Origin of the sequence: Flavobacterium pectinovorum (assembly GCF_900142715.1) — a bacterium.
Lineage (GTDB): Bacteria > Bacteroidota > Bacteroidia > Flavobacteriales > Flavobacteriaceae > Flavobacterium > Flavobacterium pectinovorum.
In genome coordinates this window covers 1,237,070-1,260,449 of the sequence record NZ_FRBX01000001.1, presented here as the reverse complement: position 1 = coordinate 1,260,449, position 23,380 = coordinate 1,237,070, and the positions used below count along the sequence as shown (strand labels likewise).

The following is a 23,380-nucleotide window of genomic DNA, read 5'->3' as shown; positions in this document are numbered from 1 at the left end:
GGACTTTTACTAAGAGCCATATATGATGAATCTTAAATCTTTTTAACGCCAACCCAATTCTGGGGCGATATATTTTAATATAGAAGATAATATATGTACGTTGTAATCAACGCCCAATGTATTTGGAATGGTTAGCAATATTGTATCCGCTTCCTGAATAGCTTCATCCTGAGCCAGCTCTGCGATGAGTTTATCCGGCTCAGCTGCATAACTTTTCCCGAAGATTGCCCGTTTATCTCTTTCAATATTCCCAAAACTGTCCGAACCCTTAGCCTGATTACCAAAGTAATACTTATCCTGATCGTTGACCAGTGCAAAAATAGAACGGCTTACCGAAACTCTTGGCTGGTGCTCATGTCCTGCTTTTTTCCAGGCTTCTTTATACAGCCTGATTTGTTCTGCTTGTTGGATATGGAAAGGTTTACCATTTTCATCATACTTCAGGGTAGAACTTTGCAGGTGCATCCCGTTTTCGGCTGCCCAGATAGCTGTGGCATTAGAGGCTGCTCCCCACCAGATACGATCTCGCAATCCTTCTGAATGTGGTTCTAAACGTAATAAACCCGGCGGATTTGGAAACATCGGATACGGGTTTGGCTCTGCAAATCCCTCACCTTTAAGTCCATCCAAAAATTCTAAAGCCTTTCTGCGACCCATATCAGCATCAGTTTCACCTTCCTTTGGTTCATAACCAAAAGAGCGCCAGCCGTCAATAACCTGCTCCGGCGATCCTCTGCTGATTCCTAATTGTAAACGTCCTCCTGAAATTAAGTCTGCAGCACTGGCATCTTCCACCATATATAGCGGATTCTCATATCGCATATCAATCACGCCTGTCCCAATTTCAATTTTACTCGTTTTAGCACCGATGGCCGAAAGTAATGGAAAAGGCGATGCAAGCTGTGTTGCAAAATGATGAACACGGAAATAAGCACCGTCTAAACCAATTTCTTCTGCAGCAACAGCCAAATCAATCGACTGAAGGAGTGTATCAACCGCTGTACGAGTTTGATAGGATGGATGATTGGCCCAATGCCCAAACGATAAAAATCCTATTTTTTTCATAGATCCTATTATTATTTTACAATTTTAAATATACGAATAGAAAAGAATTTTTTCCTATTATTTATTCTTTTGTAGTGTATCAGCAAATTTAATTGCAGTACTCTACATCTTATAATTAAGAAATAAAAGTAACGAATTTATCTATTGAAGTTCTCACTTTTTTTAGGTTTACCAGCCAGTCAGCGGTTTCATCTCTATATCCTAAAGGAAGTAATACAACACTTTTAAGACCTTGTTTATTTAATTCTAATATTTTATCCAATTCAAGCGGCAAAAATCCTTCAATTGGTGTAGCATCTACATTTTGCTCAGCGGCGGCCGCGATTGCTATACCAAATGATATGTATGCTTGTTTGGCCGCATGATTTGCATGCCATTCCTGACCTAAAGGTTCGTACATTGACCATAGCCTTTCTTTGTAAGCATCCATTGCATCTAATGGTAAACCGCGTTCCAAAACCGTCTTATTAAATACAGCTTCTATTCTTTCCAGAGAATAACCATCCCAGGCTGCGAAAACTAATAAATGAGATGCATCTGTAATCTGACTTTGGTCAAAACTAATTGCTTTTATCTTTTCTAATAATTCCTTATTTGAGATAACAAATATTTGATAAGGCTGAAGACCTGATGATGAAGGTGCTAATCTTGCAGCTTCTAATATATAATCCAGTTTTTCCTGAGGAATAACTTGTCCATTCATTTTTTTCGTGGCATATCTCCACTTTAGGGCATCTAACAATTTCATTTTAATTACATTTTTAATTCATATCTCAAAAATACAACTATTTTAATTGTTTAAGCATCTTAAAAAACATCTTCATTTTAATAAATAATATTTTTTTTAATGAAACACAGTTGCATTTAAAAATAAGAATTTTATATTTGTACTGACGATTGTTTCAGAATGAAAAAGAAATTTAAATTTATTACTCTTTTTATGCCGCTGCTGGTAGTATTTGCAATACTATTTCCGGCAATACATTCTTATGAACATATACAGAATCATAATTCTGCACATAAAAGTTCAATACAACATCTTTCAGATAAAAGCGAATTTAAAATACACGATCATTCTACTGAAGAATGTTCGATCTGTCATTTTAAATTTAGTCCGGTTAGTACATTCTCTTTTGTACATTTTGATTTTTATAAAAGCTTTAGCATTACTACAAATGTTGGCTTTTATTTCAAAGCCTACTCTTCCTTTTTTAAAGGATCCCTTTTTGCGCTTCGTGCACCACCCGGAATTTAAATAAATAAGCCATCATTTCACGATGAGATGTACACGCATTTTTTATTTAGAATTGAATGCTGTCGAAAACCTAATTGTTTTTTATGTCTTTGTTTTTTTGAAAGTTTTATTTCTTTCAGGATTTCTATATTCATAAATAACAATTTAAGACAGAATTAAACTGATTTGATATTATAAATTCGGCTTCAAATTCAATTCAAAATAAAAACCTAAAAACCATTTAGGTAAATGCCGTATGTTACGTTTTTAAACCAGGTAAAATAGATTTCAATTCTAAATTGATATTGAATTCTTATTTGGTTTCAAAAGTGAAACGCTTATTTCCCAAGATGCTTATTAGAGCATAATCACACCATTAGTTTATAAAATTACGTAATGCCATCATTGCTATTCTGAAATAGCTGTGCTGTATTGTTGTATCGTTTTCTTTCGTAACCCAATTTAATATTTATGAATACAATCCAGACCAAATCAAAAAACATGAAAACACTAAAACTTGTCTTTTCGCTTCTTGTAATGTCTTTTTTTGTTACCGCCTGTTCAAGTGATAATGAGCAAATTGACACAGAATATCCGGTTATTGATATTTCTGCATCGAATACTTTTCCTGTGCAATGCAGTGAAATTATACGCGGACAAAAAATCACCTTCAGAACAAAATTTACAGACAATGTCCAATTAGGTTCTTACAGTCTTGATATTCACCACAATTTTGATCATCATACGCATAGTACAGAAGTCAATGATTGTGTTTCAGACCCTATCAAAAAACCTGTAAATCCTTTGTTATACATCAATTCTGTAACAATTCCCGCCGGGCAAAAAAGTTACGAGGCCGTTCAGGAAATTAGCATTCCGCAGGATATTGATCCCGGAGATTATCATTTTTTAATCCGCCTGACGGATAAAGAAGGCTGGCAGACAATTAAAGGTTTAAGCATTAAAATACTATAAGCTGATTTTGATGTATAAAACCAAATTAAACAGATTCCGAATTTTTTGTCTGCTTTTTTGTTTTGCTGTAGTTTCAAAAACGGCAGCACAATCAGTTCGTATATCAGGTAAAGTACTTTCCAGTGAAAGGGGTTCGCTGGAAGGTCTTACCGTTATTATTCAGCCCGGTAATTTAACCACAATTACAGACAAAAAGGGTCATTTTTATTTTACAAATATTCCAAAAAATTCGAAAAGCTTAACGATAAACTACACGGGTTATCTGCCTTATGAAATAAAGCTTTCGCTGAAAGAAAGTGCTGTTTTATTACCGGATATTTTCTTAAAACCAGACATAAAAGAATTAGAAGAAGTGGTCGTTACAGATCATTTTGGCTTTCGCCGAAAAAAAGAAGAATCGTTAAATATCGAAACCGTAAACAGCAGTTTTATCCAGAGAAACCTTGGCGGAAGCCTGATGCAATCGCTGCAAAGAATTCCCGGTGTTAAAACGATTTCCATTGGTTCCGGAGGTTCAAAACCATTAATCCGCGGCCTCAGTTTTAATCAGGTTATTGTGGTCGAAAACGGCATTAAACACGAAGGCCAGCAATGGGGCGCAGATCATGGACTCGAAATCGATCAATATGCGGTAAATCGCGTCGAAATTATCAAAGGTCCCTCCTCTTTTATGTACGGATCTGATGCTATTGGCGGAGCGGTCAATATAAAACCCGTTCCCGCGCCTGCAAAAAACACATTAGGCGGAAGTATTGATTTTACCGGAAAAAGCAACAACGAACAATTTGGCGGATCGATTAATCTGTTTGGGCGCAATGAAAAATGGTTTTTCGATACCCGAATGACGGTTATGGATTACGGCGATTATCGTGTTCCTACAGATACGGTTCATGCTTACAATTATGCTGTTCCATTATATAAAAATCGCCTGCGAAATACTGCAGGACGTGAACTCGATTTGCACGCAAGTACAGGATATGTTTCCGAAAAATTTAAATCGGTTTTATATGCGAGTAATGTTTATAGTAAAAGCGGCTTTTTTGCCAATGCACACGGACTTGAACCCCGAAATGTAGATACAGAACTTCACGACAAATCGAGCCGCGATATTTTGATGCCTTTTCAGGAAGTTACGCATACCAAAATTAGCAATACAACTTCTTTTCAAATAGGAAATCATCAGTTGGAAACACAATTGGGATTTCAGAAGAATTTCCGTCGCGAATGGAGCCATTATGTCAATCATGGTTTTATGCCGCCCCTATATCCTGATGATATGTATGCACCTCATAATCTGGAAAGACAGTACGATAAAGAAGTTTTTTCTATCGCAATTAAAGATGAATTTTCGATAAATAAACATCAGTTTACTGTTGGAATCAATGGCGAAAAACAGCAGAATACTATTAATGGCTGGAGTTTTTTAATTCCTGCTTTCCAGCAAATTACGGCGGGATTATTTGCTTATGATAAAATCCGAATCAGTGATTTATGGCTGCTTCATGGCGCTGTTCGACTCGATTATGGTAAAATCGAAATGGAACAATATAACGATTGGTTTCCAAGTGAAATAACAGAAAATGGCCAGACAACGTCTCAATATTTAAAACGTTCAGATGATTTGAACAGAACATTTCAAAGTTTTAATTGGTCAGCGGGAGTGAATTATAATCCGGGGAAACTTGCTTTAAAAGCAAATCTGGGAACGAGTTTTAGAATGCCGATTGCAAAAGAACTGGCTTCAAACGGTGTCAATTATCATTATTTCAGATTTGAAAAAGGAAACCCTAATTTATCTGCAGAACGTTCGTATCAATTAGATCTTGGTATGGAATGGCAGGAAAATAAATGGTCTTTTCAACTGAGTCCGTTTTTTAATTATTTCCCCAATTATATTTATCTGAATCCCACTTCGCAACATGATATTTATTACGGAGCAGGAAATCAGGTATTTGAATATGAGCAAAGTAAAGTGATGCGATACGGTGGCGAATTGCAAACGCGTTATCAGTTTATGACTGGTTTAAGTGTCGAAATTCTGGCCGAATATCTTTATTCTGAACAATTATCTGGAAACAAAAAAGGTTATACGCTTCCCTTCTCTCCTCCTGCTTCGGTTTTGTTTGGGATGACGTACAGTCCGGAAATCAAGAATTTGAGAGATACTTATTTTTCGCTTGATTATCGTTATACCGCTGTGCAAAACCAGATTGTTCCTCCCGAAAAGAAAACCGCGAGCAGTAATGTTTTCAACTTTGCTTTGGGAACTAAACTAAAAACCGGAAAACAGGATTTTATAATCAGCCTGCAGGTTCAAAACCTGTTTAATACCAAATACCTCAATCACACGAGTTTTTACCGGTTAATCGAACTTCCGGAAGCCAGCCGAAATATTATTCTGTCGGTAAAAGTGCCGTTTTTAATTCATCAATAAAAATTTTAAATCAAATTAATAAATCCTAAATCTTATGAAAAAAGTAAAATTATTTCTTCTGTTATCCATTGTGGCTGTTTCGTTTACGGCCTGTGATAACGATGACAACCAGGAAGCCGCAAAACCCACAGCTGAAAACATTGAAATTGGAACTGCCAATAACAAACGAGCCTTAATTGGTCGTGATTTTCATTTTAATGCCGATGTTGTTGCCGGCGATAAAATTGCCGATGTACAGCTAAAAATCCTTCCGAAAAGTGGAGAAACCTACACAAAAGACTGGAAACTAGAATTTAAATGGCCAGAATACATCGGAACAAAAAACACCAATGTACACAAACATTTTACGATTCCTGCCGATGCTCCGGAAGGCAAATTTGATTTCTATTTTATTGTCTTGGATGAAAATGGAACCCAACTCGAAATCAAAGAACAAATTACGATTACAGATCCTGCCAATATGCCTGCTGATCCTTTAATTGGCCGCGATATGCTTTCCAGAAACGACGATTTGATATATTATATGGAAACCTGGGTGGAGCCGGAATTAATCTTCAAAAAAAATGATTTGCTTACAGCCCATGCGCAGGTTAGCCAGATTGTGGGCGACGGAATTTTATATTCTGTTTTAATCAAAAAAAGCCTGAATTACCATCCAGAAAGCATTGATAATCTTGATTTTAAAAAAGTAATTGTGATTTCAAAAGTTGAACATAAAGACCTTCCTGCTGCTTCAAAAATTGCTACGCTTCAAAAAACAGATGATGTATGGGGCGGAGAAAGCATCATTATTGGTGCTGATAAAGATGCAATTGGAGAAGCAACAACTTTAGATAAATCCTGGCAATCTGGTCAATACAATTGGGTAATTCTTTGTAAAAATACCACACACAATTTGAGCGTCTATAAATCGATGCCAATTACCATTAGTTTCTAATTAAACCCAAATATTAATTTAAATACATTTTACAATGAAAAACAATTATTTCAAACTGATTTTCTTATTTGCTTTATCGACTTTCGTGATCTCCTGTAGTAATGATGACGACAACAATGTTGAAACTCCCAACGAAACGCTTTCAGAATTTAAATACCTTAGAATTTTACTATCTGACGAAAAAACCAATGAAATTACGTTGGTAAATCCGGTTGATGCCACAACAAGTTCTTTTAATGCAAAGTTTGCAAAATCTGCTCTTTATACTACAGAATCTGGCAGATATGCAGGAATAGTGCATAGAGCTGACAACACGGTTGAAACTTTTGACAGCGGTTTTGAAAGTCATGGCGATCATGTTGATGTAGACGGTCTTCCGCAATTTGGTGCTTTGACAGGAAAATCACTTTTGCCAACACATTTTAAAAGTAAAATAGGCGAATTATTGACTTTTAATGACGGAGACGGTACATTGTCTGTGGCAAAAGAATCTGAAATTAATACTTCAGGTGCGGTATTTAAAGTGATAAATGCAGGACTTTTGGCACATCACGGTGCGATGGCGACTTTTAGTAATGGAGCTTATGCCATTACTGAAAAGGATAATTCGATTACAGGAACACTTCCTGAAAAAGTAAAAATTATAGACAATACTGGTAAAACACTTTTTGATGCCACAATTGTTACCAAAGGAATTCACGGAAATGCTTCTGATGGAACTTATGCTGTTTTTGGTTCTGCAAGCGGAGTTCTTGTGGTTGAAAGTACAGGAAAACAAAAACTAATTGCTCTTCCTGAAGATTTTGGAACTGCTTGGTTTGGAAGTATTTTAGAAACTTCAACGAAAGGGAAATTTGTAGGTTACACTGCCGCAAAAGGGGCTTATTTAATTGATGTTGTAAACAGCACAATTAAACCAATTTTGCAAAATACAACTATCATGCAATGTAAAGTAAGCTACAATGATAGCAAACTGGGAATTTTATTGCACTCCGGTGAATTCAAACTATTCAACCTAAACAGTTTAGCAGTTGAAAAAGAAGCAAAAATAATTGCCGAAACCGCAACTGATGCAACACTAAAACCACAAATCCAGTTAACAGAGAATTTTGCTTACATCACATCTCCAAATACAGGAGAGTTATTGCAATTGAATTTGACTTCTATGGAAATTTCAAAGAAAATTAAGGTTTCGAAAACGCCTTATATGATTACGATTCTTGGATTTGAAAACAGTGAAAGTCACTAATTTTTAATCTGACAATATAAAACAAGCTGCCAATGGCAGCTTGTTTTTTTTAGGTTAAAGCTTATATTTCAGCGGTACTTAATTTGAATATTTTTCAATCTTGATAAATGTCTGTCTACTAAACTAACATTATTTTTTGGTTCCTTTTACAGGTTGTTTCGTGCTTAAGGTATCCTTAGTTTGAGATGAAATAGTATAAGTTGAACCATCTTTCGCGCTTTCTCCGGGACCGCTTCCTGTACCCTGAGTAGATTCTCTCTTGGTAGCAGTTCCTGGGTCCGAAATACTTCCCGCTCCGGTAACCCCTTCAGATTCAGTTCCTGTTGCGCCAGTTGTATTTGTACCGGTTGTATTTGAACCTTTATTTTCAATAGTGTCTGTAGCAGTCGTATCGGGAGTTTGTCTAGTGTCAATTTCATCACTATACCCATCTTTATTGTCTTTACATGAAAGTAAAAGTCCTATTATCAGTACAGTTAAAACAATTTTTAATTTAGATAGCGTTTTCATAATATTATTGTTTGTTCGTTATATTTCAAATTTAGAAATATCATGAACTAACATTTTATATAATTTGAATTGTATTTTATATATTAAAATATCTTTACTGTTCTATTGGAAGGATTTAAAGAACTCATAAGCTCTTGTCTCTGCATAGGAATATGTTGAATTGCGCAGTGGAAAAGCACAATGTCCTCCATACTTTGGTGTTTCAAGATAAACATAGGGACTGTCTTTTGCGATAGCTGTTGGGTAACATCTTTCTCCCAAAAAAGGATCATCGAGAGAATTAATTATTAAAACCGGAATGGTAATATTTTTAAGGGAGAATTCAGGAGAAACACGCTGATAATAGTCGTCACGGCTGGCAAAACCATGCAGTGGTGCTGTAAAATAATGATCCACTTCATCAAAAGAAGTAATGCTGTCAATTTGATCACGGTTTATAAAATCAGGAAACTGTGCTGCTTTGTATTTTAGTTTTCTTTTAATATCAATTGTAAAATTCTTTAAATAAACCCTGTTAAACCCTTGTTTGAGTACAGCAGCACTTGTTGCAATATGAGTAGGCACCGAAATGGAAACTCCTGCTTTTACGCGTTCATCCATTTTTGTCCAGCCAAAATAATTTAAAAGCTGAACACCTCCCATTGAATATCCAATCAAATAAACATCTTCAAATCCTTTTTTCAGGACAAACTGAACTACTTCATCAAGATCATCAACTGCGCCATGATGATAAAGTCTCGGCAATCGGTTCATTTCTCCTCCGCAGGTACGGTTATTCCAGGCGAAAACTGAAAAACCTTTTTCCTGAAAATAAGTTGCACAGCTATTATTATAAGTTCTGCGGGAATCGCCTTCTAAACCATGGCACAAAATCACTGCTTTTTTAGGATCATTTAGAATAAAATCTATATTAATAAAATCCCCGTCATTCAATTCATGTTTTTCTCTTGTGTATCCCGGAACTTCAAACTTTTTAAATAAAGCAGCGTAAATAGTAGAGATATGCCTGTTCCGATGAATAATCGGAGGAAAATTATATTCTGATTGTTCAATTACAGGCATGATAAAAAAGTTTTTGGTGCTTATACAAAGCTAACAAATCAATCAATGTAATTTAAAACTTTCTTTTTTTATTTCATTTTTAATAAATTAAAAAAAATAGACCCGTTTAATAACAAAATATAACTTTTGGTAGGAAAACTCACGATATCAAATTAAATGAACTAATTCCCCAAAAAATGATTATCCGTTAGTGTTTTCATAAACGAAATAAGATTGCTCTTTTCTTCTTCGGTGAGTGGTATTTTGTTGCCATTATTTTTAAAAACCGGGTCAAGATTATCGGCTTCCAAAACGCCATTATCAAAATAATCTAAAACCGATTTTAAGGTAGAAAACTGTCCAAAACTTCCGTAAGGTGCTGTATATTCGATATTTCTTAAAGTAGGAACCCGAAAACCCATATAATCAGAAGCAAGGCCCGTAACTCTTCCTCGTCCGGCTTCGTTGGTATTTGTGTTTACAGGAAAGCCAATGTTTCTAAAACTCTGATCTGTAAACAATTCTGTACCATGACAACTTGCACATTTTTGCTGAAATGTCTCATATCCCTTTGCTTCACTTGTGGTAAAGGATTCTCCTTCATTTCGTTTTACTTTGTCATATTTGCTGTTGGCAGAAATTAGCGTGTACTCAAACTGTGCGATACTTTTGTAAATTCTTTCGGGTGTAATACTTTCATCTCCAAATGTTTTTTGGAACAAATCTTTATAAGCCGGATCATCCTTAATTTTCTCTATTACTTCCAGAATTGAAGAATCCATTTCTTCATGAGTTATAATGGGAACTAATGGCTGCGTTTCAAGCTGTAGTTTACTTCCGTCCCAATTATAAAACTTCATAAACATTAAATTCTGAAGTGATGGTGCATTTCGCAGTCCAATTCTTCCTTCAATTCCAATGGCTTGCGGATTATGATCTGCAAAAGCATTTGACTGAATGTGGCAGCTGGAACAGGAAATGGTATTATCTGCACTGAATCTTTTTTCAGAGAAAAGTTTTTCTCCTAATTCCACACCGTATTTTGTTGGTTTATTTAAACTCACAAAACTATTTACTTCCGGAAATTCAGAAGGAATATGTAATGTAATTTCAGGATTGTCTATAGAAATCATTTCAGAATCATCATTATTACAAGATGTTAATAACGATATTACTGATAAGAAAACAATTATTTTTTTCATTAGAAATGAATTTAAAAATAGAGTTTTAACCCGTTGGGGATAATTATTTTTAACACATAGAAACATAGATTTATGAACTCAAAAAAGGCGTTTCACTTGCATCAATACACATAGCTATGTGTGAGAAACTTGTTTCTTTTTGATTTACTTTTTCAAATCATAAATCTATGTTTCTATGTGTTTAATTAAATTTTAAGGCTACACCAACGGGTAGTTTTAGTTTTCTACGGCAGTAACAGAAAACATTCCGCTGATATCGCTTGAACCATTTCCACCCAAATTATCAACAAACTTCACCATTTGAGCAGCAGTATGAACGTTTGGAGTTGCATTATCATTCATTCCTGTTCCTGTAGACAAGGTAATTGTATTGATTTTTCCGCTTAATAATTTATCAAAGTCAGCTGCAATTTTGATTTTTGGTGCTTTACTTCCAACAATTGCATTTGTACTAAGATTTAAAGTAATATCTCTGTATGCATTTACGCCCTGAGTATAAGCGCCTTCAGTTCCTTCAACAGTACTTCCGGTATGAATTGACATTGCTTTATTGTCAGTATCATAAAAACCTTCTACTTTTGTAAAACGGTATCCACTTCCCCATTCCCACATCATTTCTGTATCGTTAGCCCCTGCAGCTGCATAGAAATTAGGAAATCTAACCTGGTCTAAAGTATTTTGTTCCGGTTTGATTCCTAAACCAAATTTAATCTGCTTATAAGTCGCCGACGGAATATTACTTAAAACATAACTTAAAGAAGCCGTTTTTGCCTGATCGATAACTGTTGCGCCTTTATCCAAATCATTTATGTTATATGGAACTTCATCCCCGTTGTCTTTTATAAGACGGATATTACTGATTACATATTTTAATTCTGAAAAATGATGCACTTGTCCTGCAGCCGAGGTATTGGCTGTTGCAGAAGTTGAAGCTGCATTACCTAAAACGATAGTAGTGTTTTTAAAAGTATTATTGAATTCCAGCGTCACATTGTTTGCCACAGGATTATCATCATCACTAGAGCAAGATACGAATGCCAGCATAGCCACTGAAAACAAAAGGTATTTTTTGAAATTTTGCATTTTTATAATTTTAATTATTGTAATTCTATTTATTGAGTCTTGGTTAACAGCAATTAAAAAGAGGCGGCGGTACAAAGATTTCCAGATAAGGCTCAAAATGAATTCCTTCTTTATAAATTAATATTTTATTTGAATTTATATTTTTTAAGATTTCAGGCTTAAATTTTATTTCCGAAATCAAAACAAAATCAATCTTTTTACTGATACCATTAAGTTCTAAATCGTTGTTTTTTTCTGATTTTTTAAGCTCTTTTTTCAAATGGCATTTACCATGGCATTGCAGTTGAGGTTTAGTTTTATTAATACAAAACTCTTTTTCAATATCATTTTGATTCAGTTTAAAGTGTACAATAATCAATGCCTGCTGGAAAGAAACCAGCAGAAATAGCATTGTCATTGTGATACTAAAAACTTTTTTCATCATTAGAAGTTGAATTTTAAGGAAGTAAAAATATTACGTCCCATTCTCGGAATATTTCCCCAATCTGCATAAGTGCTGTAATATTCATTTAATAAATTTTCTGCACCAACCTGAACAACCGTTTTTACTTTATTAATTTTGAAAGTATAATTGGCAGAAATATTCCAAATGGTATAAGCAGATGTTTGGTCTTCTCCGTATTCCGGACTGTAATTAATTTGTGCAAAATCACCATTTACAGAAGTCTGGATACCAAAATTTTTATGCATAAAATGAAGAGAAGTCTGGTAACTTAACGGACGAATAAAAGGCAGGTTTCCTGCTTTATCATCCATTCCGCGTGCATAGGTTAATGTTCCTTTCCAATGCAAGTGCTGTAAAATATCATAAGCGGCATTCATCGACATATTAAAAAGCGTTGCATAATCTAATGAAGTATACCCTTTTACGCCAACCGATTGATAGTTCATCGGACTTCCCATGCTTAAAACTCTGCCAATAATATAATTTTGAATGTAGAAATAATTTACTTTTCCCTGAATGCTTAATTTTTCGTTTTTAAAACCTACGCTTGCATTTCCTTCATACGAAATTTCATTTTTTAAATTTGGATCTCCGATATAATCATAACGATCAAAACTATTGTAAATGTAATATCCATAACCTTCAGAAACAGAAGGTGCTCTGTGTCCATAACCTGTTCCAACAGAAAAATTAAACTGGTCAATATCCAATTGATATCCTGCATGCAGACTCGGTAAAAATCTCGTTTTTTCCTGAGGCGCACCCGGATGAAAAATCCAGTTAAATTCTACATATTTAGAATAATTGTAATTTACTCCTAAAGATCCCCCTAAACTAAGCTGGCTTTTCTCCGAAATGTCCCAGTAATTATTCATAGAAAGTCCGCCATATCTTGTAGTAACCCACGGCCAGCTGTAAGCAAACATTGATCTTTTGCTTCGGTCCTGTGGGTACATTCGCATTTCTGCAATCGACAAATTATCGTATGCATTCAATTGTATTTCAGAAGAATAACTATTCTTTTTTATGTTTGCTTTAGAAACCAGTCCGTATGTAGTACTCCAGCCCGGCATATCCATGTGAACCAGATTTTCAGGACGCGTTGTATCATCCATATAATGTTCTATCGCATTAAAATAAACCTTACTATCAATAACTCTTACCAAACCTTCTTTAAATAATTGTTTATAAGAAGCCGAAGTTATTAGCGCTCTCGAAAGTGATAAATCCATTGGTAATGCAGGAAAACCAACATCCTTTGCCATATCAAAAATTGCATCTAATCTAATCGATGATAAATCACTGGTTTTGTACGCCAAACCAAGCGAGGTATTGAATTTTTTATATTGTGAATGCTTTACTTCATCATCGTTACCGTCATAATAATTATCTGCTTTTCTATACGAAATGCTTCCATCTGCAACAAATTTATTGCTTGAGTAAGAGACATTTCCAAGATTAAAAAACTGTTTATTATTAAACTCAAATCCGCTTTGATAGCTTCCGTTCCACTTTCTTTCTATGCTAAATGGCGTACTTCTTCTTTTTAAATCAATACTTCCGGCAACTGTTGCACCATGAAGACTTCCTTCCTGCCCTGATTTAATATCAATTGCAGCAAGATTATTGCTTTCTACATACGATGTTATCGGATCCATTTTATCGGTACAGGCTCCAAAAATATGCATCCCGTCGATGGTAACCGTCGAACGTTCTGTACTCATGTTATTTAGCAAGGGTTCCCACGCATAAGCGCCACGTTTTATGAAACTTATATTATCTGAAGAAGACAAATATTCATCTACCGAAACTGCCATTTTCATTTCTGTTTCGATCTTCTTTTTGGCAGCATTTTTTACGGTTACTTCCTCCAGATTTTTTATACTGTCATGATGTACATGTGCATTTTGGGCCGTTACAGATATTCCCAAAAAAAGTAATGCTATTGATATGTATTTCATAATATTAAAATAAAGTATCAATATAAAGTTCACTTTTTACACCTTCAACTCCGGGCGTAAAATCTGTTGGAACAACCGTTCCTTTTAGGATCAATCCGTTTTGGTTCATCATAATTAAATTCAATGTCCAGTTTCCGGTCATGGTATAATTGACCACGCCATGATACAAACCATCACTTTGCTGTGTTAAATCCTGATTATTTGGCGAAGAATGATTTCCCATTGAAGGCTCCGGCATTCTTGGATCTAATTTCAAGGTATAACCCGTTACTTCTGAATACGAAAATTGCGAAGGATCGGGAAAAGTTCCTGCGGGAGTTGTTGGCTTATTGTATTTATAAATTCCGGCAACCAATTTATTTTCTGCAACTGTTGGTTTTTGAGGTGAAACCAATGCAATAAAGTACTGTTCGTTATCTTTTCCCGCAAAAGCCGTCATATTAAGATTTTTGTTGCTTTGTTTTTCAACAGAAACATCTTTATTAATCTCATATTTCTGATTATCAACTGTAAAACTCACGTATAATTTCCAACTTGCAGTTGTTACACTTTCTGATGTAAATAGAGAATAACCATTGTAATAGCCATTTGCAGCATTATATTCTAAATTATATTGATGCGGGCATGAATTTGTACTTCCATCAGCGTTAGTCATTACAGGCAAAAAAGTAACTTCAGAAGTATTTAAACTTTGATTAGTCTGGGTATTGATCACTTTTAAATGAAGTTCATTATAACCTTTGTAAAAAGTTCCGTTTAAGGCCTCAATACTAATTTTATAAATGCCGCTGGTCAACGAAACAGCTTCTTTAAATTCATAATATTCAGGAACTTCAGAGTCAATTTCTGCTTCGTAATCTGTTTTGTCGATTGTACAGGAAGTAATCACAAAAAATATTGCAATTACAAAAAAATTAAAAGATTTCATTAAAATGAATTTTATAAAAACTGTTTAAAATGAGCACAAAGACATTATCTGAAAATCAAACATAAGCTTGTGCAGTGAATTTGAAGAGGTATCGAAAAACACAAATAAAATTGCATTAATCAATTAAGATCAATAGTTTTCAAATAAAATAAGAAACAGAAAAAACGCTGTGTTTAAATACAAGTAAGACAGTAACATTAAAATAGTTACAATGTCAAAATTTTAAATTTGAAAGATTGATCTATGCGAAATAGAGAGGAGGATGAAATGTAAGATTAGAAGCCCCTATTGGTTTCTTTTCAAACAAAATAGAAGAATTATTTTTTGATTCGATTACAGGAACTATATCAAAAGTAACTTCAAGTGTATTTTGAACATATACAAGCTCCGTTTTTTCTTTTAAGCTGTCCTGCATTTTTCTTTCGTTATCAGAATATTTTTTGATGCTTTTTTGAAGTTCACATCGACCATTACAACTGTTAAAAGCTAATTTACGCTGTACACAAATCGTTTTGGCGATCTCTGTCTGATTCATTTTGAAGGAAGCATATATAAACAAACTGCCAAATGACGGTGCCATAATCAGAAAAGAAAGTAATAAGATAAAAAACCTTTTCAACTGTTTGCTTGATTTATATATTCAGCAAAAATACATCATTTTTACTTTTATTTAAGGAAACTTCTTGTTTTATTAAACAAAAAATTATTATTCACTCATTGCCAAGTGTTTATTTATCAGCTATATTTCGAAATCTTGCATAAGCGGTTATCATTCATTAATTTTCCTAAACAAGAATTTCATAGATTCGGGATCAATTGTATTCATTTCTACCAACTTTAATGTCTTAACCATTTTAGTTGTAGTGGTTTTATATTTTTGAAAATGCGGTGTTTTTAAATGTGATTGGTAAGCATCTTTATCATTATATATTTCTATTATTCTTATTTGAGTAGAATCACTTTTTTGATACATAGGAAAGATTGCCAAAACTCCAGGTTCTAACTTTACAGAAGCAGCCGATTCTTCTTTCAATATGACTTTATATTGGGATAAATGTTCTGGATAAATTTCAATTTCTGCAATACGAACCATCATATCTTTTTTTTGGGCAGATATAGAACCGGAAATAAGAAATACGATTGTAAATACTAAACATAAAAATCGACCTTTTGAAAAATTGCTTTGAAGATTCAGTGTTAACTTTTTCATATATAAAATTCAAATTTAATTATTCTATTGATGTTGAATTATCTTAAGACATCTAATAGACATACAATTTACTTATTTTCTTTGTATTATTAATCTATCCTCCTTAGAACTTCATGTTTCAGTTGAAAATTTTTCATTGTATTTACACATACCGATCGGTATTTGCACTATATTTGTCATGAATCGCTAATCAAATATTATGAATACTTCTGAAATTATTTTAGATAAAGTAGCTCCTATATTTAACAAACAAGGATATGTTGGAACCAGCCTGACAGATATAACAAAGGCAACAGGTCTTACAAAAGGTGCTATTTACTGTAATTTTTCTAATAAAGAAGATTTAGCACTAAAGGCGTTTCAACTAAATGTAAACCTTGCAATAACTCCCTTATTCAAGCTGGTTGCCAGTAAAGAAGGCAGTTTAAATAAGCTTCGTACTATAACCGAATATCAACGCAGCTATTATGATTTGGTTAAAGACAGAGGCGGATGCCCCATGTTGCGTGCGGGAGTTGATACCAAATTTATTAATCCGTTATTATTTAAAGCAGCGCAAAATTTATCTCAAAAATTTACTGTCGGTTTAACCAATATTATCAAGGATGGTATTGCTAATGATGAAATTAAACAAAATACCGATCCTGATAAATATGCTAAAATAATTTTATCCTTAATTGAAGGCAGTTCTCTTTTGACTTTTACCCACAATGACCCAACTTACATAAATGACGCAATGGATTTTATAGATCAAACTATAATTGAAAGCATCAGCAAATAAAAATTTTTTAACCTTTCAGATACCGATCGGTATTTGATGTAATAATTATAAAAATGGAAAAAATATTAAAGACAAAAAGAAAAGTAAGGTTTCAGGATTGTGATCCTTTTAATCATTTGAACAATTCTAAATATTTAGAATATTTTATTAATGAACGTGAAGATCAAATTGCCGAAAACTATGACCTTGACATATTTGAATATATGAAAACAACGGGACTTAGCTGGGTTGTTGCATCGAATCAGATCAGTTATTTGAAACCGGCTTTTACAATGGAAATGGTATTAATTGAGTCTCAGCTTATTCAATATACAGACAATCTTTTACTGGTTGAAATGAAAATGTGGAATGAAAATGAAACAGAATTAAAAGCAATTCTATGGATAAAGTTTATTCAGTACAACATCCAGACAAAAAAAGCAGCAAGCCATTCAGAAGATTTGATGAAATTATTTGAATCGGTTGTGTTACCTGTTGATCAGTCTGTTTTTGAAAATAGATATTTAGAAATTATTAAAAATTTAAAAACAAGAACACATGCCTAAACCAGAAACAATTGAACAATTTATAGCAATGGTCGAATCTAACGAACATGATAAAGCGATTGAGAAATTCTACACCATTGATGCTTCTATGCAGGAAAATCAGTCAGAACCACGTGTTGGCAGAGATAATCTTGTTGCTAACGAAAAAAATACACTTCAAAAAGTCAAATCTTTAGTATCAAAATGTATTCGTCCCTATTTTATGAATGGTGATCAGGTTGTTATTCGATGGTATTTCAGATTTGAATGGAAAAATGGAACTATTTCTGAAATTGAAGAAATCGCGTATCAAAACTGGCAGGAAGAACTTATAAAATCAGAAAAGTTCTTTTATGATCCTAAACAGTTTACAAGCATGTAATAATTAAAAAACTCCGCAATGTTAGAGACATTTGCGGAGTTTTTATTAAGGCAACCTATGCTTTTATAATGTTTTTCACTAATTCTGACTTAGCACATTGTTCATCTCTTTGTAATATTCACATTGACTCCACAACTTTTTATTACCAATAACATATAATCTTTTTTTGGCACGAGTCAATGCTACATTCAGAATATTTGGTTTTTGTGAAGCCCATTTTCTTGCTCCTGATGATTTAGGATCACTTCCTAAAACCAGAAATACAATATCAGCTTCTTTTCCCTGAAATTTATGAACAGTTCCGCAGAATACGTTTTCTATCTTTCTAAATTCATTATCACAAGCTCCGGCAACCGACTTAAATGGCGATATAACATAAATATTACCACTATAACCGCTATTAAGTAACTCGGTAATTTTAATTTTTAGCAAATCAATTTCTTCAATTATTACATGTTTATTTATTGGTGGATTTATATTTTCAACATGAAACCATTGAGATGCTCCTATAAAAATTTCCTTAGAATTTTCTTTAACAGCTTTTACCATCTGGTCGCTATAGGCAATTTTGTTTGCTATAGAAAACATAGGCTCATCACATCTTCTATGTGTTCTCAAAGGAAAACCAGTCCATATCGGGTCTGACTCTGTTCCATTTTGCATGTAGGTACCAGATAATGAAATTCTATCTGCAAGTTGTTGTACAGAGGTTTGTAAGGGAGACCATAACAAATCAACGTTACTTAACTGACGTAACTTTGCAACTAAGTTTGCCGGTATAGTAACTACAGGTTCCACCTGCAATGGATCACCTACAATTACACATCTTTTTGATCTGTGAATAATTCCTACAGCAGATTGTGGTGTAGCCTGCCCTGCTTCATCAATCAACAACCAACCGATTTGATTCTCATTTGTGTTTGGAAATAATCTGCTTGCTGAAGCTAAAGTAGTAGAAACAACTGGTATGCAAAGAAAAAAGGTATCCCATAAATTTTGAGCTAGTTTTGCTTCTACTTCGACCCAGCCAAGGATCATTTCAAAAAACAGATTGAGGTTGTTTTTTACCTTTTTTGCATTAGATAATATAACATATTTATGCAAGTTGAGACTTTGAATAAAAATATCACTTCTCAATTTTGCAATTTTTGGTGAATAATAAGGCATTCGAAGATGAATTTCTTCTAAAGATAATTGATGGAACTCTTCAGTAAACAATTGCTTATTTTCAATGCCAAAATCTGTATTAATTTTTATATTAAGTTTCTGATAATTATCGATTATTTTTAATTTATCCTTTAAATTATCCTGGTACCTGTTCTTTTTAGTTTCTAAATCTTTTATCTTTTTTTCCGTATGTGATAGCTCTTTTTTTAAGATCTTTAAAACATTTTGCGAATCACTAAACTGAACTAAAAATAAATCAGCTTGCTTTTTCCATTCTTTAAATGATTTGGTTCCAAAAAGCTTTTGAAAAAAGAAAAACGAGGGTTTATTTGATTTAATAACAGTTAAAGCATTTTGAATTCTCTCGCTTTCTAAAAGCTCATTTTTGATACTATTATCTAATTCTTTCTTTATTTCGAGATTTTTATCTATTTCCGAATCTGTTTTCCGAATCTGTTTTTTCAAAATAATTTCATCATTTTTTGCCTCAATAAAAACAGGTAATGAGTTGTGAAATTTTTCTACTTTATTTATGAATGATTCAAATTCCTCATGAAGTTGTTTTAATTTTTTTCTTGTTTCTTCGAATAAATCCTGATTATAAGCTGTTGAATCATTTTCTTTATCTTTATAAACATTATACAATAAGTCTTCAAGACCTAAAATTTGATTTTCTTTATCTGACTTCCAAATAGCATTTTTAAAAATATGCCGATTTTGATTATTTCCTAGCGCAGCAGCTAGCGTACCCCAGCTTTCTACGGAAATTAGTCTCTCTGAGCATTCTGAAAAATAATCTGCATCAGGAAATATAATGCAATCTATCTTCTCTTTAGCAGGAAGTTCTTTTGTAATATTTTCAACGGCCGAATTATTATTGCTCGCAATCACAATTCCAAAATTATTCTGTAAATCTGATTTTAGATTAAAAGAAAATAAATTGAAACCATTTTCTTTTTCTACTTTATTATATCCTCCTTCAAAAATGTCTCTACAACCTAATTTAGCAATAACCTTAGCTCGGTTAACAATAACATCCGAGATTACGTCTAATAGTAATGTCGTTTTTCCTGTTCCCGGGGGTCCATTGATTCCTTTTACAAAGGGTTCATTTTCTGAAAATAAGTCGTTGACTGCTCCAAGTTGTGCAGTGTATAAACTATAATCTATGTTAGAAGGCCATCTGCCAGCCTGCATTAATTTTGGATTTACAGAGGCAAACAGTTGATTTTTATCTAAAATAATATCTTTTCGAATAGATGTATCTACAGATAAGTTTAGATAAGCTTTTAAAGTTTTACTATATTCCTTCTCATTTAAATTACAGAGATAATTTAAATCACTTAAATAAAAACTGTTTAAAAAACTAGTATCTGATTTATTGTCTTTGGGAACTTCCTGAGAAAACATATAAATTTTTATATCCTCCTTATTCCATATATCAAATTGTTTATGCAGATAATCTAATTCTTCATTTAAATGTGCCCAAGAAATAATATCTCCTTTTCTTGAAGGCTCTTCTTTTTTATCATTTTCGCTGTTATTTATAATTTCAGGGATATTATATCTGATCTCAAAATCTTCTTTTGATTTTTCCAGATCGGCATACACAACAGACAAGTTTTGTTTTTTTATTAATGCATTTATTCCAAAAGAAAATGAAGCCGTTACATAACTTTTTTCATCTGGTCTTCCTCCCTGATCTAGAATTAATGCTGAAAGACACGTATATCCGGAAATAGTTTCTTCCCAATCTCCCTTTGTAATTTCACCATTCAAAAAATGATCAATTTGATCCACAATCTTCTTCTTTTCTAATCTTCCGAAAATTAAAGTGTGTTGCAAAACATAATTTTTTTTGGCAGCTGTTTTATTTAAAACCCAAGGAAATATTTGCTCTGTTTTTAACAAGGCAGCATTATTATTAAAATCCGGTAGATTGAATATTTCAATATTTCGCCAAAATTCCAGTATATCTTTTTGCTTCAAAATCTTTTATTATAATTTATATTCAGAATAGCTAATATAGGAAATATTCTTACATAAATAAGCTATAACTTACAAAGTTAAGTTATTAAAGGATTGAGATAAAATCCCCGCTGTGAAGTCTTGCGGGTGCGAAATCAGGAGACTTCGCAGAGTTTCATAAGAATTCTTCGGAGAGCAAGGATCGGTTGTGTTACCTGTTGATCAGTCTGTTTTTGAAAATAGATATTTAGAAATTATCAAAAATTTAAAAACAAGAACACATGCCTAAACCAGAACATTTCCATCACCTCAAATATCCCTAACTATGATTGTTTATTCTCTATATTTTATTCAAATTTGCACCTCAAAATAACTCAGAAAACGCTGGTTTCAGCATCAATAAATAAATGACAGTACAAGATTTAACAGGCAGTTATTCCATTTCCGGGAGTAATCAGGATGAGAGTCAGGAAATAAACTATAAAGGAATTTTGAATTTGTCTTTGGATGAAAATAACCGAATTGTTGCGCTGTGGCTTATTAACGATACGCAGCAGCAAAAGGGACACGGTTTCTTTAAAGACAATATTTTAGTTGTTAATTTTAGCTATAAAGGCGATGACAGGAAAACCTATAAAGGTGTCGCCGTTTATCGTTGTATAACCAAAGATGTACTGGATGGCTTTTGGTCAGAAAAACACGGAAATCCTTTGTATTTAGGAACCGAACATTGCTTAAGAATTAAAAGCACAGAAAAACTAAGTTCATGATATAAAAAAAGCTAAATCTTTCGATTTAGCTTTTTCATTTTCAATAAATAGCATTCATTTATAAAATACTATTTATGCTTATTTATTTAGCATCAAACCATAGTTTTGTAGTAAGCAAATCTTTTCCCTGAACAGATATTGCGGCCTGATAACTATTTCCGTTTAATGATTGCTCTGTACCCGGATAGAAGAAACGCGAAGGAATCTGTCCATCCAAAACTGTAGCTGGACCAGCTGTTAATACCGGATAATCAAGTCTTCTCCATTCTGCAAAAGCATCAAGACCTTGTCCATAAAATGCAATCCATTTTTGTGTACCAATCGATTTGGCATAATTTGTAGCATCGTACTGTACCGTTGGCTGATTAAGATAATTTGCAACAACTGTTGCATCGGTAATACCAAACTGATTTAAAGATGCCGTAATTGCATTTTTATATAACTGCTCTGCATCTCCGGCAATATAACCGCGTGCTGTCGCTTCGGCAAGATTGAAAAGTGTTTCAGAATAAGAAACAAATACAGCCGGCGATGCCGAAGTTAAAAAGTAAGTTCCCGGTTTTGATGTTTTGGCAAAACCCTGACTATTAGCATCACTGTTTGATAATCCATTGGCTCCTCCAACATATTTACCTACGCTTGCATCCGATGGCAATTGAGCAAAAACAGCTAAGCGCGGATCTGAGAACTCATATAATTTATCGACCATTGTTTTTGAAATACGAAAATCATCGCGTGTTTCAAACCAGGCTGATGCTGGATTTTGCTGTGGTGAACTGGTGTAAACAAATCTAAAGATTTCGCTATTATTGCTAATTACTCCTGCCGGATCTGTTGTTGCTTCAATCGCAGCTTGCTTTGCCAACACAGGTTCTTTATCAGCAATTTTCAACGCTATACGCAAACGAAGCGAGTTTACTAGTTTTTTCCATTTTAAGATATCACCTTTATAAGCTAAATCTCCGGTTACTGTACCATTTGCTGTAGCCAACAAAGACTGCGCTTGTTTTAAATCTTCCAATAATCCTGTATATACTTCTTTTTGAGTATTATATGCCGGTGTTACTTTCAAACCTGCTTCTTTGTAAGGAATGCTTCCATAAGCATCGGTTAACAATAAGAATGTCCATGAACGCAGCGTTAATGCAATTCCTTTATAATTTGAATTTGCCTGTGCATCCGGAAAATTTATAATCGTGTTCAAATCGGTAATCAAAGTCGAATAACCTTTATCCCATAAAGTTGTGAAAGAAGCATTAGATACATCGTATCTGTCCGGTTCAGTATATTGGATTTTAGCCCAATGCTGAACAAATAATAAAGACGAGTTAAAGTTATTAACGTCTCCCCAATATAAATCAGCTCCCTGTTTTAATGTTCCTGTTAACAGGTAAGGCGCTAATGGTGTTTCGGTTGCATTTGGATTTTTATTAATATCATCCAATGTATCGCTGCAAGAACTAAATGTCAATGCAAAAAGCGTTATATAGGCTATTTTTTTTAGCATGATTGCG

The 23,380-nt window shown here is 33.6% G+C and carries 22 protein-coding genes; 9 read left to right on the top strand and 13 right to left on the bottom strand.

Translation table 11 applies throughout. From position 1 onward, the window contains the following. Window positions 1-42 precede the first annotated feature (42 nt). Both BUE22_RS05390 and BUE22_RS05385 read right to left on the bottom strand, forming a co-directional pair. Window positions 43-1,065, bottom strand: a complete 1,023-nt coding sequence (locus tag BUE22_RS05390) for an LLM class flavin-dependent oxidoreductase (protein WP_073394052.1) — start codon at window positions 1,063-1,065, stop codon at window positions 43-45. A 115-nt stretch (window positions 1,066-1,180) separates the two neighbouring features. Beyond that, entirely contained in the window at window positions 1,181-1,813 is a 633-nt protein-coding gene (locus tag BUE22_RS05385) for a nitroreductase family protein (RefSeq protein ID WP_073394051.1), read from the bottom strand. 159 nt (window positions 1,814-1,972) lie between these two features. On the opposite strand from BUE22_RS05385, the gene BUE22_RS05380 reads away from it, so the two are divergent. The 5 genes from BUE22_RS05380 (at window position 1,973) to BUE22_RS05360 (ending at window position 7,894) form a co-directional block, all read left to right on the top strand. Continuing rightward, a complete protein-coding gene (locus BUE22_RS05380) occupies window positions 1,973-2,320 on the top strand; it encodes a hypothetical protein (RefSeq protein ID WP_073394050.1) in 348 nt (115 codons plus the stop codon). A 480-nt stretch (window positions 2,321-2,800) separates the two neighbouring features. Continuing rightward, on the top strand, window positions 2,801-3,274 hold the full coding sequence (locus BUE22_RS05375; RefSeq protein ID WP_073394281.1) for a DUF4625 domain-containing protein: 474 nt from the start codon (window positions 2,801-2,803) through the stop codon (window positions 3,272-3,274). 10 nt (window positions 3,275-3,284) lie between these two features. Further along, window positions 3,285-5,708 (top strand): TonB-dependent receptor, encoded by a 2,424-nt coding sequence (locus BUE22_RS05370; protein ID WP_073394049.1) that lies wholly within the window; start codon window positions 3,285-3,287, stop codon window positions 5,706-5,708. 34 nt (window positions 5,709-5,742) lie between these two features. Continuing rightward, a complete protein-coding gene (locus BUE22_RS05365; protein ID WP_073394048.1) occupies window positions 5,743-6,645 on the top strand; it encodes a DUF4625 domain-containing protein in 903 nt (300 codons plus the stop codon). A 34-nt stretch (window positions 6,646-6,679) separates the two neighbouring features. Continuing rightward, window positions 6,680-7,894, top strand: a complete 1,215-nt coding sequence (locus tag BUE22_RS05360) for a hypothetical protein (protein ID WP_073394047.1) — start codon at window positions 6,680-6,682, stop codon at window positions 7,892-7,894. 129 nt (window positions 7,895-8,023) lie between these two features. Here the strand turns inward: BUE22_RS05360 and BUE22_RS05355 are convergent, their stop codons facing one another. From BUE22_RS05355 to BUE22_RS05315, 9 genes are all read right to left on the bottom strand, one after another. Then, window positions 8,024-8,404 carry a hypothetical protein gene (locus BUE22_RS05355; protein WP_073394046.1) on the bottom strand — a complete coding sequence of 127 codons (381 nt, stop codon included), beginning with the start codon at window positions 8,402-8,404 and terminating at the stop codon, window positions 8,024-8,026. Window positions 8,405-8,506: 102 nt separating this feature from the next. Beyond that, window positions 8,507-9,466, bottom strand: coding sequence for a YheT family hydrolase (locus tag BUE22_RS05350; protein WP_073394045.1), 960 nt, complete (start codon window positions 9,464-9,466; stop codon window positions 8,507-8,509). A gap of 161 nt (window positions 9,467-9,627) precedes the next feature. Beyond that, window positions 9,628-10,647: a cytochrome-c peroxidase gene (locus tag BUE22_RS05345; protein ID WP_073394044.1), complete on the bottom strand. Its 1,020-nt coding sequence runs from the start codon at window positions 10,645-10,647 to the stop codon at window positions 9,628-9,630. A gap of 216 nt (window positions 10,648-10,863) precedes the next feature. Further along, window positions 10,864-11,730, bottom strand: coding sequence for an MbnP family protein (locus BUE22_RS05340; RefSeq protein ID WP_073394043.1), 867 nt, complete (start codon window positions 11,728-11,730; stop codon window positions 10,864-10,866). Between the two features lie 43 nt (window positions 11,731-11,773). Further along, entirely contained in the window at window positions 11,774-12,154 is a 381-nt protein-coding gene (locus BUE22_RS05335) for a hypothetical protein (RefSeq protein ID WP_073394042.1), read from the bottom strand. Continuing rightward, complete coding sequence (locus BUE22_RS05330; protein WP_073394041.1) at window positions 12,154-14,136, bottom strand: TonB-dependent receptor plug domain-containing protein; 1,983 nt, start codon at window positions 14,134-14,136, stop codon at window positions 12,154-12,156. Before BUE22_RS05330 ends, BUE22_RS05335 begins: the two co-directional genes overlap by 1 nt. A 4-nt stretch (window positions 14,137-14,140) precedes the next feature. After that, window positions 14,141-15,064 carry a hypothetical protein gene (locus BUE22_RS05325; protein ID WP_073394040.1) on the bottom strand — a complete coding sequence of 308 codons (924 nt, stop codon included), beginning with the start codon at window positions 15,062-15,064 and terminating at the stop codon, window positions 14,141-14,143. Between the two features lie 241 nt (window positions 15,065-15,305). Continuing rightward, complete coding sequence (locus BUE22_RS05320) at window positions 15,306-15,599, bottom strand: hypothetical protein (protein WP_243396810.1); 294 nt, start codon at window positions 15,597-15,599, stop codon at window positions 15,306-15,308. A 234-nt stretch (window positions 15,600-15,833) separates the two neighbouring features. Beyond that, window positions 15,834-16,274: a putative quinol monooxygenase gene (locus tag BUE22_RS05315; RefSeq protein WP_073394038.1), complete on the bottom strand. Its 441-nt coding sequence runs from the start codon at window positions 16,272-16,274 to the stop codon at window positions 15,834-15,836. A 199-nt stretch (window positions 16,275-16,473) separates the two neighbouring features. Here BUE22_RS05315 and BUE22_RS05310 point away from each other — a divergent pair, with 199 nt between their 5' ends. From BUE22_RS05310 to BUE22_RS05300, 3 genes are read left to right on the top strand one after another with little or no spacing between them, the layout of a single operon-like run. Next, entirely contained in the window at window positions 16,474-17,055 is a 582-nt protein-coding gene (locus tag BUE22_RS05310; protein WP_073394037.1) for a TetR/AcrR family transcriptional regulator, read from the top strand. A gap of 53 nt (window positions 17,056-17,108) precedes the next feature. After that, a complete protein-coding gene (locus BUE22_RS05305) occupies window positions 17,109-17,600 on the top strand; it encodes an acyl-CoA thioesterase (RefSeq protein WP_073394036.1) in 492 nt (163 codons plus the stop codon). After that, the gene (locus tag BUE22_RS05300; RefSeq protein ID WP_073394035.1) at window positions 17,593-17,961 is read left to right on the top strand and encodes a polyketide cyclase; all 369 of its coding nucleotides are present in this window, start codon (window positions 17,593-17,595) and stop codon (window positions 17,959-17,961) included. The genes BUE22_RS05305 and BUE22_RS05300 overlap by 8 nt, the downstream gene beginning before the upstream one ends. 78 nt (window positions 17,962-18,039) lie before the next feature. On the opposite strand, the gene BUE22_RS05295 is transcribed toward BUE22_RS05300, so the two are convergent. Then, the gene (locus BUE22_RS05295; RefSeq protein WP_084540208.1) at window positions 18,040-21,117 is read right to left on the bottom strand and encodes a DEAD/DEAH box helicase; all 3,078 of its coding nucleotides are present in this window, start codon (window positions 21,115-21,117) and stop codon (window positions 18,040-18,042) included. A gap of 386 nt (window positions 21,118-21,503) precedes the next feature. On the opposite strand from BUE22_RS05295, the gene BUE22_RS05290 reads away from it, so the two are divergent. After that, window positions 21,504-21,866: a hypothetical protein gene (locus tag BUE22_RS05290; RefSeq protein WP_073394033.1), complete on the top strand. Its 363-nt coding sequence runs from the start codon at window positions 21,504-21,506 to the stop codon at window positions 21,864-21,866. An 82-nt stretch (window positions 21,867-21,948) separates the two neighbouring features. Here the strand turns inward: BUE22_RS05290 and BUE22_RS05285 are convergent, their stop codons facing one another. Continuing rightward, on the bottom strand, window positions 21,949-23,373 hold the full coding sequence (locus BUE22_RS05285; protein WP_073394032.1) for a SusD/RagB family nutrient-binding outer membrane lipoprotein: 1,425 nt from the start codon (window positions 23,371-23,373) through the stop codon (window positions 21,949-21,951). Between the last annotated feature and the right edge of the window lie 7 nt (window positions 23,374-23,380).